Raw genomic sequence first — 11,797 nt, forward strand, 5'->3', positions numbered from 1 at the left:
CAGGGAACGTCGCCGATTCACGATGCCTGCTGACATAACGCTGCCCACATATTACGCACCAGGATCTGATCGGGGGGAGAGAGCTCCCCTGCCCTGAAGGCTTGCGTCAGACTATCCATAACGCGATCCTGGATCATCTGCGGCGAAACATCCTGCTGATTTTCCAGATCCGCAATGGCCAGTGACAGATGGCCATGTAAATAGCTACTGGCGAACCGTTGATCATCACTGGTAGCGTCGATCATTTCATCCATTAACGTCAGAAGGCGTGATTCAAAGCGGGCTGGCATATTTTTTCCTCTGTGGCGCGTTTACAGATCTTCTGGCCACGGGAACTGTTCCGCGCTCAGGGGTGGTGTGTGGTAATAGCGCTGGAGCGCATCAATAAAGCGCGCCGGACGCGGCGGAATACCATGCGCTAAAAAATGCATCACCTGCTGATGAACCCGCCGCTGAAACGCAATACGATCCGGCTCGAAATCGCCTTCCAGATTATCGCAGCTGACGTTAAACGGAAAACCCGCCGCGACGCAAAACAGCCAGTCCAGTGCCTGAGGTTTGACCTCAACATCTTCAAACTTCGCTTGTGTGCTGGCATCGCGGCCATCCGGACAATACCAGTAACCGAAATCGACCTGTTTGCGTCGCGCTTCACCGGCAATACACCAGTGAGATATCTCATGCAGGGCGCTGGCATAAAAACCGTGGGCAAAGATGATGCGATGATAAGGGACTTGCTGGTCAGCCGGAAGATAGATCGGCTCATCGTCACCTTTCACCAGCCGGGTATTAAATTCATCGGCGAAACAGTCAGCAAAAAGGGTGATCAATTGTTGATAATCATGTTGTTGCATTAAGCGATACCTAACCACTGCAGAATTTCAGCACTGTGGCTATCATACAGTAATTTTATACTCATGATGGCGGAAACGATCACCAGCATCGGCCGGATCAGCTTCTGCCCCTGACTGAGCACCAGACGTGAACCGAGGTGCGCACCGATAAATTGCCCCGCCATCATCACCAGCCCGGTCGCCCAGAGCACTTTGCCACCGATGATAAACAGCAGCAACCCGCCGAGGTTCGAAGTGGCGTTCAATACTTTGGCGTGTGCGGTAGACTTCGCGAGATTAAAACCGGCGAGGGTGACAAAAACCAGCGCATAGAACGAGCCCGCACCGGGACCGAAGAAACCATCATAGAAACCGACGCCCCCCCCGGCAAACACCGCAAATGGCAGGCCAGAAAGACGGCGCTGCCGATCGGTATCCCCCAGACCCGGCATAAGCAGAAAATAGAGGCCAATGGCGATGATCAGCACTGGCAGGATCTGGCGCAGCACATCCGACTGCACATGCTGTACCAGCAAGGCACCGGCTATCGCCCCGCAAAAGGTCATCAGGATATTGATTTTCTGATCATCCAGGCTGACCACTTTGCGACGAATAAAATAGAGCGACGCCGAAAACGAGCCGCCGCAAGCCTGAAGTTTATTGGTCGCCAGCGCCTGCGCCGGAGACAATCCGGCGGCCATCAGCGCCGGAACTGTCAGGAGCCCGCCCCCTCCGGCCAGCGAATCAATAAATCCCGCTAGCGTCGCGACAGCAAAAAGAAGCAGCAGTGCTGTCGGTGAGAGGGTAAAAACATCAATCAAACTGTCCATTACAGGCGATGCTCATTCAGTAGTGCCTGACAGCCAGGCGGCAATGGCGGCGGGGTTCCCTTCGCCGGCGCTTTGACGCCAGGTTGCGCAGGGGCAAACCAGCTTTGTAATTCTGCACCACAGCCATCTCCCGCCGGTGGCGGGGCCTGGTCCTCACACGCTGGGCTGCCCGCCGGGCAACGCAGGCGCACATGCATATGCGCCCGATGCTGGAACCACGGACGAATTTTACGTAGCCAGTCACGTTGTTCCCCTGCGTCATAACAAAGTTGCTGTTTAATCGCCGGATTAACAAAGATACGTGTGACCGCGCTATCTTCGGCCGCCAGTTTGATCAGCTGTCTGATTTGTGCGCTCCATAAAGATGGCACTACCCGTTTACCATCTGGCGTCACCAGATCCTGTGCCTGGGGCTGAAGCAGTTGTTCAGGGCGCCAGCGCACCGCCGGTAGCTGCAGGAAAATATCGACATCAAGGCCACTCTGATGACTGGCATGACCTGTGCTGAAACGCCCGCCTGCAGGCATTCCCATATCGCCGATAAGGAGTGTCCCCATCCCCTGGCGATGGACCTGTTGACCCAGACGCTGAATAAACTGGATCAGCTGCGGATGGCCAAAATAGCGATACTGGTCGCTACGCATCACCTGATAGCTTTCAGCCTCCAGCGGCAGTGGCTGCGCACCGATAATACAGCCATTGGCAAATGCGCCAATCGACTGCGGTGTACCACTGATCGGTTGCCTGATACGCTGCCACGGCGTCGCGGCAAAACAGCTACTGCCTATCAGTGTCAGCAGCGCGATAAGGTATATTTTCATCGATTACCAGCGTGGAAGGGTGGTCATGACATCACCATTTTGTGCGCGTTGACGCATAAAATGATCCATCAGCACAATCGCCAGCATCGCTTCGGCTACCGGGACTGCCCGGATGCCGACGCAGGGATCGTGCCGCCCTCTGGTGACAATCTCAACCTCTTCACCATAACGATTAATGGTACGTCCTGGTACCATAATACTGGACGTGGGCTTCAGCGCCAGGTGGGCAATAATCGGCTGACCGCTGCTGATCCCGCCAAGGATACCGCCCGCATGGTTGCTCTGAAAACCTGCGCGGGTCATTTCATCGCGGTTCTCACTCCCCCGTAGCGGTATCACAGCAAAACCGTCACCAATTTCGACCCCTTTTACCGCATTGATACCCATCAGGGCATGAGCAATATCGGCATCGAGGCGATCAAATACCGGTTCTCCCCAGCCTACAGGAACGCCTTCAGCCACGACGGTCACTTTCGCGCCAATCGAGTCACCCGATTTTTTCAGCTGGCGCATCAGTTCGTCCAGTGCGTCGAGTTTGTCAGGATCGGCACAGAAGAAGGGATTTTTTTCCACCTGTTGCCACTCCCTGATTGCCAGCGGAATATCCCCCATCTGGGTCAGACAACCACGGATCACAATCCCGAACTTTTCAGCAAGGTATTTTTTCGCTATCGCCCCCGCCGCTACCCGCATCGCGGTTTCCCGCGCCGATGAACGACCGCCACCGCGATAGTCACGCAGACCATATTTCTGCTCATAGGTATAGTCCGCATGTCCCGGACGAAAGAGATCTTTGATCGCCCCGTAGTCCTGTGAACGCTGATCGGTGTTTTCAATCATTAATCCGATACTGGTGCCGGTGGTGACGCCTTCGAATACCCCTGAGAGGATCTTCACCTGATCCGCTTCACGACGCTGGGTGGTGTAACGCGAGGAACCCGGGCGACGCCGATCGAGATCAGGTTGCAAATCAGCTTCACTTAGCGCCATACCCGGCGGCATACCGTCAACAATACAGCCCAGCGCCAGACCATGCGATTCACCGAACGTGGTGACACGAAAACAGTGTCCTATTGTATTTCCAGCCATCAGCACTCCATTATTTTGTTATTTGTCACCTGACTCAGTATCGCGATCAATGACCGGCGGAACAGGTTCAGCGATCGGCGTTATTGCGGTGTAAAACAGGCGCGGAAAGCGAGCAATTGTGCTTTTGTCAGCATAAACACTCCCTCTCCCCCCTGGCTAAAGGTCAGCCAGTGAAAAGGGACATTCGGGTATTGTGCTGTCAGATGTACCATGCTGTTTCCGACCTCACAAATCAGAATACCATCATCGCTGAGATAATCTGCCGCCTGCGCCAGAATACGCCGGGTCAGATTCAGACCATCATGACCCGATGCCAGCCCCAGTACCGGCTCATAGCGATATTCGTCTGGTAGATCAGCCATATCCTCTTCATCGACATAAGGTGGATTGGTCACGATCAGATCATACTGTAGCGGTGGAAGATCACGAAACAGATCAGACTGAATCGGTGTGACCTGCTGGATCAGACTATGCGCTTCGATGTTATATTCCGCAACCGCCAGCGCATCCGCCGAAATATCTACCGCCTCAACTTCCGCCTGCGGAAAAGCATGGGCACAGGCGATAGCAATACAGCCGCTACCGGTACACATATCCAGAATATGGTGTGGCTCGCGAGCAATCAGCCCACTGAAACGATGATTAATCAATTCCGCAATCGGTGAACGCGGCACTAGCACACGTTCATCGACATAAAACTCATGACCACAGAACCAGGCTTTATGAGTCAGATAAGCCACCGGAATATGTTCATTAATGCGGCGCAGTACACGCTCTACAATACACTGTTTTTCAGTGCGGGTCAGACGCGCAGAGTACATTTCCTGTGGAAAATCGAAGGGTAAATACAGGGATGGCAATATCAGTTGTCGTGCTTCATCCCACGGATTATCAGTGCCATGCCCATACCAGAGATCTGCCGCGCTAAACTGGCTTATCGTCCAGCGCAACATGTCCGTCAGGGTATGCAGCTCATTGACGACTTCATCAACAAAATTTTTATTCATGCCATCTCCCGGGAGATATTCTCCGCTAAATTCGGCGGCTAGTTTGCCATGACGACGAGGATAAATCAGCACTCTTAGGCAAGCTGGCAGGGAAAAACAGATTTTATTTGCCTTAATGACCGCCCGCTCAGGTAAACTATCTATGAGACCAGAAGGGGGAACTGTGAAAAAGAAAATAGTCGTCAGTGAAGAAGATCAGGCATTGTTCCGGCAGTGGGTGAGCGGGACACGCCAGATAAAGCAAGATACGCTGATTCACCGCCCACCACGCAAGAAAATCATTGCGATGGCTTCCCGGCGCTCACATCAGGAACAGATCGATAATAGCCACTATTTTTCCGATCAATACCAACCGTTGCTGGACAGTGAAGGGCCGGCAAAGTATTGCCGTCCGGATGTCAGCCCTTTTGAATTAAAAAAATTGCGGCGCGGCGATTACTCACCGGAGATATTTCTTGATCTCCACGGACTGACTCAGCTGCAGGCGAAACAGGAGCTCGGAGCACTGATTGCCACCTGTCGCCGCGAACAGGTGTTTTGTGGTTGCGTGATGCATGGTTATGGCAAACATATTCTCAAACAACAAACGCCGCTCTGGCTGGCACAGCACCCTCATATCATGGCCTTTCATCAGGCAACGAAAGAGTACGGCGGAGATGCCGCGCTACTGATACTGATTGAAACGGAACCGAGCTATCCACCAGAACAGCTGTAAAACTGATATCTGTCAGAATTAGCGTGCGTGGCTTAGCTTATCGGGACTCATCTGCCAGTTAAATCTGCCGTTCCCCTGGTCATCGATGGTGACACAAGCGATCGTCGATGGTGTGAATCTGGGGGAAAATTCATGTGGGCATAGCTCTGCGACCAGATCGCCAACCAGTGGCAGATGTGAAATCACCAGTACGCTTGCCACTCCTTCATATGCCAGCTCCTGCAGCTCGTCACCGACACGACGGGCATTGCCGCCGGGAACCAGTTCCGGCATTATAGCGATATCATCAGGTAACTCGATACCCTTACTGACATTATCCATCGTCTGCTGCGCCCGCAGATAAGGACTGACCAGCACCCGCTCAATCACGACATCCTGCGCCTGTAACCAGGCGGCCATCTGACGGGATTGCTCACAACCGAGGGACGTTAATGGACGAGCCGCATCACTCGCCGCATGAAGGACGGCGTCACCATGACGCATAATAAAAACTTGCATATTGCACCACTATTGTTAACCAGAAACGCCATCATCTTAAGCTGCCTGGAGCGCAGGCCATTACATCTTCTTATGGCACAGGCTAATCGATAATCAATGGCCAATAAAGCAGAAACGCCCCTGCAGATAAGGGGCGCGATAAGCTATTAGCGCAAACCGAGCTGAAAAATCAACGTTTCTGCTTCACAGCAAAAGACAAAATCGATATCCAGCTGAACGCCATCAGCAACATCGATAAAAGTGGCGGTAATTTTACATGGTTCTGATTCCACACTGTGGGCTTTTTCGCTCAGCGTCGTCAGCATTTGTTCTGCCTCGGCACGGCTGGCGAAAACACGGCTGTAAGAGGCAGTGCAATCACTGTTATCCATAATAGTGCCCACATCCATACAGCAGCAAACCGGAGTTTCATCAGCACTGCATTTACTCATCGTAGATTTCCTCTTTATATGCACACAAGGTGCCAGACAAATAAAATGATGGAGTGACCGAACGCCCTGCGCCTGTCACTCTCCATTCATCAATAATGATTAATCGCCATCATAAGTGACCTTGTTGATCGTTAAAAATGATCCAAAACAAAAAACACCGGATTTAATGTATCTGGCAGAGACTAATTTGCCTGTTCTCTGTCAATTATGTAGCAATTTTGATAATAAAAAATACATTTAATTAACAAAATGAAGCGTCATCCCTGTGAGCAATGATCTATTGTGCGTCAATATCCCTGAGATCATTCTCAATGGCGCTGCTATTGGGGTTAGTGGCTGGCATAAGTTTGCCATCGCTGGCAATAAAATCATGTCGCTGGAAATAGGCTTCACGCACCATAATGTAAGGATCTGTCGACTGACGCAGTAAACCATCAGAATTGAGTAATTGTGCGCGTGATTCAACGCCATCAACCGCCCATTTACCAATAAACATCGGCCAGGTTAACCAGGAAAGAACCGGATACAAATTGTCGGCCATATCGCCGATATCCTCACGTGGCGTAAAGCTGCCATAGAAGGGCAACTGCATATAAGGCCCATAGCCGACGCCATAATGACCGAGCGTACTGCCAAAGCGTTGTGGCTCTACGCGCTGTAATTTGGGATTAGCCATCCCGGCAACATCAATAAATCCGCCCATTCCGAGCACGGTATTCAGGAAAAAACGTGTAAAATGCACCATTCCTTTATAAGGGCTCCCCTTCAGGAAATCGTTTACCATCAGCGCCGGTTCAGTCAGATTGTTGGAAAAGTTACTCAGCCCATTTCTTGCCGGTTGCGGAACATAATCACGCCATGCCACCGCAACCGGGCGCAAAATATAGGGGTCCACGACATTAAAATTGAAGTCGAACATGGTTCGGTTAAATCCCTCAAGCGGATCTGAACGTTGCTGGAGCTGATCATCGGAGCCAGAGCTGGCACAGCCAGCCAGCAATGCAACGCACAAGCTCAGTGTCGACAGGCGAAAATTCATAAGTGTCTCCCTGTTAATTTTAGCGATTACGGCCAGTCATCCGGATCCTGTTAACCGCGATGAAGATATCCGCTCAAGCCAGTTCTGGTTTTTTTCAGCAATATCTTACTCTGGCGCCGTTTTTATTCTTTAATTTTATACACATTTTGTAAAATCCGTATCGCTAATCTTGTGCTGAAAAAAATTAATCGCACCTGTCTGACGTTATTCAGGCCACATTACGATGGTGATTCAGGGGAGCACCGGACGTGGCAATAACGTAATGCTGGCAGCCCAGCCGGTTGAAATGGCGACAGTTTAAGCAGTCAAGCCATTGATGCTTAACGTATAAGTGAAAAGGCGCTATACTTTCGCGGTACTGTCCTCTTAGTTAAATGGATATAACGAGCCCCTCCTAAGGGCTAATTGCAGGTTCGATTCCTGCAGGGGACACTATTGCATAGTTCGCCACCTTCCGTAAAAGTTCGCTAACCACTAGAAAAATCAACGATCACATCCAATTTTAGTTCGCTATCGTCCGTATTGAATCGTTGACAACCGCATTCTTTTGCGGGTAAAAAACGGGTAAAGTTTTTTACTCACCGGATTTTTACCCATGCTAACGGTTAAACAAGTTGAAGCAGCGAAACCGCAGGCTAAACCCTATCGCCTGCTTGACAGCAATAGCCTCTACCTCTACGTGCCCACGTCCGGCAAGAAGACCTGGCAGTTACGATTTAAGCTGGGCGGCAGAGAAAAAATTTTAACTGTGGGTAAATATCCGCTTGTTTCTCTGGCGGAAGCCCGTGAAAAAGCCCACCAGGCGAGGAAAGATATTGCTGACGGTATCGATCCGGTAAGGTCAAAAAAGAGGATTGAAAAAAATAATTCCTTCTCAACAATTTATAATGAGTGGTACGCGCACAAGCGCCAGACGTGGTCTGAGGGATATGCAACGGAGCTACAAGGGATGTTCGAGTCCGATATTTTGCCCCTAATCGGATCGCTGGAAATGGACGAAATAGAACCAATGGGCCTTCTGTCTGTTGTGCGGAGGATTGAGGAACGCGGAGCGCTGGAGAGAGCAAACAAAGCCCGGCGGCGCTGTGGTGAGGTGTTCCGGTACGCTATTGTGACAGGGAGAGCAAAATACAATCCCGCACCAGATCTCGCCGATGCAATGAAGGGATACCGGAAGAAAAATTTTCCCTTCCTCCCACCTAATCAGATCCCGGCATTTAATCAGGCGCTATCTAAATATTCAGGTAGTATCGTCTGTAAAACCGCTACTATGGTTTTGCAATACACAGCTCTGAGGACCAAAGAACTCCGGTCTATGCAATGGGTTAACGTAGATTTTGAATCCGGCATTATCACTATTGATGAATCGGTCATGAAAAGCCGTAAACCTCATATTGTTCCAATGTCACGGCAGGTTATAGGGTTACTCAAGGCGTTAAAACCGATCACTGAATCAGTTTCACAATTTGTATTTGCAGGGCGAAACGACAAAAGAAAATCGATTAGCGAAAACGCTGTTTTGCTGGTTATCAGGCAAATTGGCTACGAGGGGCTGGCGAGCGGCCACGGTTTCCGCCACCAATTCAGCACTATCTTACATGAGCATGAATGGCCTTCTGAGGCGATAGAACGCCAGCTTGCCCACACAGACAAACACTCAGTTCGCGGGATTTATAACCATGCACAATATCTGGATAAAAGGCGTGAGATGATGCAGTGGTGGGCTGACTGGATAGACGGAAACATCACATGATGTCAGAAATTTGATGTTATTTCATCATGTATGGCACAAGCTACCAGCCCACTCTATTCCCTGGTAGCCAGTTGTTTAAGCTGCGTTTCCAGCCGATCTACCCTCTCCACCAGTTCTTTATTTGCGGCCAGCAATAACCCCAGCACAGCCAGTGGATCGAGCGATTTGCTACCGTCACTCAGGGTATTAACGGCGTCAGGTATAATCTGCTCTATCTCCTGGGCGATAACGCCAAAACTGTAGCGTTTGCCCTCGACAGTTCCACCATCATATTTTGTGTCTTTGAATTTATAGGACACCGGGTGAATCTGGCGGATTACCTCAGCAGCGGAACCAGGGTTGACCTCCTGAATATCCTCCTTTTTGTTGATATCGGAATCGAAAAAATTGATCCCACGGAGGGCACCGTCTACAGATAACTGCAAAAATCCCGGTTGTATTCCTGTCCAGAATACAATCCGACCACGTAGCCCGCGATATGTGTTCGAGTCAAACGACCCATCGTTGCGGCAAATCCAGTAGCTATTTCGCCCAAATCCGTCCAGACTAATAATCGCCCGATGTTCGTAGCCAACCCACTCCTCTGTATAGAGCGAAACGTAGGCCCCGGCTGGATCGCTGAATCCGCCACGGGATTCCATTCTGGAAATCAGCAACCCACCCGCAACAGTTGAATTTTGCTCCGGTCTGCCTACGTCGCGCTCAGAGATTACGTTGTAGTGTCCGAGTATAGTGCCGGTACTATCAATCGAACCGTCGATTCTCCCGCCTGTTTTATCAAATTTGTTTGATATCAGCCCTGCGATCCCGTTCCAGGCTGGCCCCGACCAGGTAGTGTTATCAGGCAGGCGAACAGTGACGTTTCCGTTACCGGAAAATATCTGCTGCCAGTTGGTTTTGTCGTAATTCAGTCCGCGCAGCGCCTGGGTCACCTGCGCGACCAAATCAGCCGTTACCAGATTCAGTGCTGCCCGTGGTACGGCAGACCAGGTAACACCTGATTGATCCGGCCCGGTGTAGTTGCTCACCAGCGTCAGCACTGTGTCGCTGTCAATCGTTTTAACCGGTAGTGTATACGGTACACCGCCCACTGTAGCCACAATAAAATCACCAGCCGATATCTCGGTAGTGAATTTAGTTGCGTTACCGGTAACAGCCGGATTGTTGTATTTTAGTGTTAAAGTTCCTGTGACCATACATTCTCCAGAAATAAAAAACCCGCCGAAGCGGGTCGTGTGAAACTTTTTATGGTTTATTAAGCGTGCATCATTGCCAGCAGATCATCTTTACGCACCACAAAAAAATCTGCCTTTTTCGCTAGGTCGAGAAATTCTGCCAGTGTGGCCACATACTGATTATCCCGCAGAACCTGTGACAGAATGATGCGGCCGTCTTTCAGGGTCAGTAACAGGCGTCCATCTGCTACGGGCGTTGGTTGGCAAACCTCTGGTTTTACATAGGCACCAGTTTTGCGGATTGAGGGTAAAACCTCGGAGGTCGGGTACTTGAACACCGCTCATAGACGGCCTGCAACCTTAGCCTTAAGCTATTTTTCGGTATGCATGCTACCCGATCATAGAACGGGGTTCGGTACACTTAATAAATCACCCCGCTGGCGCGGGGAACACCTCGGTCAGGTCGAAGCCGAAAACATCATTAGCGGTTCATCCCCGCTGGCGCGGGGAACACACGCCACTGTGATTTAGTAACAGATGTGACTGCGGTTCATCCCCGTTGACGTGGGGAATAAAAATCAATCATACTTTTCAGTATTAATAATTAATGCTGATGTCTGATACGCCACAGAAATTGGGCCTGATAAAGATCCCGCATCAACCGCACGGTTACTTATTATCCTGCCACACGCTCCTGTATAATGTCTTCGAAGTATATAACCTCCTAAATGAAAATCAGGCTCTGATGTCGCCCCACTAAACGTGGGCGAGACAGCACACTGGAATCCAACACTAACAACAGGCTCACGAAGTGAAATAGCTACCTGAGATAACTCAAGAGGCATCATTCCAGCATGATAAATCATCTTACCACTGGAGTTAAACATGAAAACCCCATATTTTGGAATATTGATACATATATCACTAAATGCATAAATAGTTATTATTCCAGTCGCTAAAGCTACGCGATCAACTCTTAACGCATGGCAACCATTTTGTGTGATTCGTGAAAACAAGGCTAACCCATCCGTTGCAAATTTAACGAAAAACATACAATTATTAGCTGACGGAATTTCAGATTGAAAAATAGTACCATCACTTCCTGATACGCTCCCTTTAGTTATAAGATTCAAAGGAGTAAACTCAGGACTCAACCATACAGAGCCATCATTATTGATAATTTTAAGTCCAAAGTTCAAATTCACCCCCAATAGAAGATAAGTGATGAATATTCAGACTTCAGACCTCTCCACGACGCAATCGATCCAGATACCTGAACAGTCACAGATACTTCATGACCCTTATAATCGGCTATTGCCGTCAAATAGTATTTCAAGGATTTCCCTGCCGGGATAGCGCCAAAATCGACCATTCCTGACTCAGAGGAATAGCTGGCAAGAAAAAAAATCGGGCTAAATATTCCAGTAATATCACGCCCGATTGCATCGTAAATCTTCGCGCCGTAGGCCACTAACCGCAATCCTCATTAATAAAATTATCAGATGATATCCACGGATAATAAAAATCAATCCCCTGCCCTCGTACAACTTTTACTGACATTCGTCCAAAGCGATCGTATTTCACAGCATTCACTTTTAGACGAACC

At 49.8% G+C, this 11,797-nt stretch carries 15 protein-coding genes and 1 tRNA gene; 3 read left to right on the forward strand and 13 right to left on the reverse strand.

Annotation, left to right across the window (positions count from 1 at the left end; translation table 11 throughout):
* Positions 1–17: 17 nt before the first annotated feature.
* The 6 genes from PT300_13110 to prmB form a co-directional block, all read right to left on the reverse strand.
* The gene (locus tag PT300_13110; protein ID MDF7681474.1) at positions 18–290 is read right to left on the reverse strand and encodes a YfcL family protein; all 273 of its coding nucleotides are present in this window, start codon (positions 288–290) and stop codon (positions 18–20) included.
* A gap of 21 nt (positions 291–311) precedes the next feature.
* Positions 312–854 carry an elongation factor P hydroxylase gene (locus PT300_13115; GenBank protein MDF7681475.1) on the reverse strand — a complete coding sequence of 181 codons (543 nt, stop codon included), beginning with the start codon at positions 852–854 and terminating at the stop codon, positions 312–314.
* Positions 854–1,663, reverse strand: coding sequence for a sulfite exporter TauE/SafE family protein (locus PT300_13120; protein ID MDF7681476.1), 810 nt, complete (start codon positions 1,661–1,663; stop codon positions 854–856). The genes PT300_13115 and PT300_13120 overlap by 1 nt, the downstream gene beginning before the upstream one ends.
* Positions 1,663–2,484: a penicillin-insensitive murein endopeptidase gene (mepA, locus tag PT300_13125; GenBank protein ID MDF7681477.1), complete on the reverse strand. Its 822-nt coding sequence runs from the start codon at positions 2,482–2,484 to the stop codon at positions 1,663–1,665. The genes PT300_13120 and mepA overlap by 1 nt, the downstream gene beginning before the upstream one ends.
* A gap of 3 nt (positions 2,485–2,487) precedes the next feature.
* Entirely contained in the window at positions 2,488–3,573 is a 1,086-nt protein-coding gene (gene aroC, locus PT300_13130; protein MDF7681478.1) for a chorismate synthase, read from the reverse strand.
* 80 nt (positions 3,574–3,653) lie between these two features.
* Positions 3,654–4,580: a 50S ribosomal protein L3 N(5)-glutamine methyltransferase gene (gene prmB, locus PT300_13135; GenBank protein ID MDF7681479.1), complete on the reverse strand. Its 927-nt coding sequence runs from the start codon at positions 4,578–4,580 to the stop codon at positions 3,654–3,656.
* Between the two features lie 163 nt (positions 4,581–4,743).
* Between prmB and smrB the strand changes: the two genes are divergently transcribed.
* A complete protein-coding gene (gene smrB, locus PT300_13140) occupies positions 4,744–5,295 on the forward strand; it encodes an endonuclease SmrB (protein ID MDF7681480.1) in 552 nt (183 codons plus the stop codon).
* A gap of 18 nt (positions 5,296–5,313) precedes the next feature.
* Here the strand turns inward: smrB and sixA are convergent, their stop codons facing one another.
* From sixA to mlaA, 3 genes are all read right to left on the reverse strand, one after another.
* Positions 5,314–5,793, reverse strand: coding sequence for a phosphohistidine phosphatase SixA (sixA, locus tag PT300_13145; protein ID MDF7681481.1), 480 nt, complete (start codon positions 5,791–5,793; stop codon positions 5,314–5,316).
* Between the two features lie 146 nt (positions 5,794–5,939).
* The gene (locus tag PT300_13150; GenBank protein ID MDF7681482.1) at positions 5,940–6,224 is read right to left on the reverse strand and encodes a YfcZ/YiiS family protein; all 285 of its coding nucleotides are present in this window, start codon (positions 6,222–6,224) and stop codon (positions 5,940–5,942) included.
* Between the two features lie 277 nt (positions 6,225–6,501).
* Entirely contained in the window at positions 6,502–7,263 is a 762-nt protein-coding gene (gene mlaA, locus PT300_13155) for a phospholipid-binding lipoprotein MlaA (protein MDF7681483.1), read from the reverse strand.
* A gap of 360 nt (positions 7,264–7,623) precedes the next feature.
* Here mlaA and PT300_13160 point away from each other — a divergent pair.
* A tRNA-Arg gene (locus tag PT300_13160) sits at positions 7,624–7,695 on the forward strand.
* A 163-nt stretch (positions 7,696–7,858) separates the two neighbouring features.
* Positions 7,859–9,016 carry a tyrosine-type recombinase/integrase gene (locus tag PT300_13165; protein ID MDF7681484.1) on the forward strand — a complete coding sequence of 386 codons (1,158 nt, stop codon included), beginning with the start codon at positions 7,859–7,861 and terminating at the stop codon, positions 9,014–9,016.
* Between the two features lie 53 nt (positions 9,017–9,069).
* Here the strand turns inward: PT300_13165 and PT300_13170 are convergent, their stop codons facing one another.
* The 4 genes from PT300_13170 to PT300_13185 form a co-directional block, all read right to left on the reverse strand.
* Positions 9,070–10,212: a tail fiber domain-containing protein gene (locus PT300_13170; protein ID MDF7681485.1), complete on the reverse strand. Its 1,143-nt coding sequence runs from the start codon at positions 10,210–10,212 to the stop codon at positions 9,070–9,072.
* 59 nt (positions 10,213–10,271) lie between these two features.
* Positions 10,272–10,529, reverse strand: a complete 258-nt coding sequence (locus tag PT300_13175; GenBank protein ID MDF7681486.1) for a hypothetical protein — start codon at positions 10,527–10,529, stop codon at positions 10,272–10,274.
* Between the two features lie 240 nt (positions 10,530–10,769).
* The gene (locus PT300_13180) at positions 10,770–11,390 is read right to left on the reverse strand and encodes a hypothetical protein (protein MDF7681487.1); all 621 of its coding nucleotides are present in this window, start codon (positions 11,388–11,390) and stop codon (positions 10,770–10,772) included.
* 2 nt (positions 11,391–11,392) lie between these two features.
* A complete protein-coding gene (locus PT300_13185) occupies positions 11,393–11,662 on the reverse strand; it encodes a hypothetical protein (GenBank protein ID MDF7681488.1) in 270 nt (89 codons plus the stop codon).
* Positions 11,663–11,797 lie beyond the last annotated feature (135 nt).

Source organism: Enterobacteriaceae bacterium ESL0689 (assembly GCA_029433525.1).
Classification (GTDB): domain Bacteria; phylum Pseudomonadota; class Gammaproteobacteria; order Enterobacterales; family Enterobacteriaceae; genus JAQTIF01.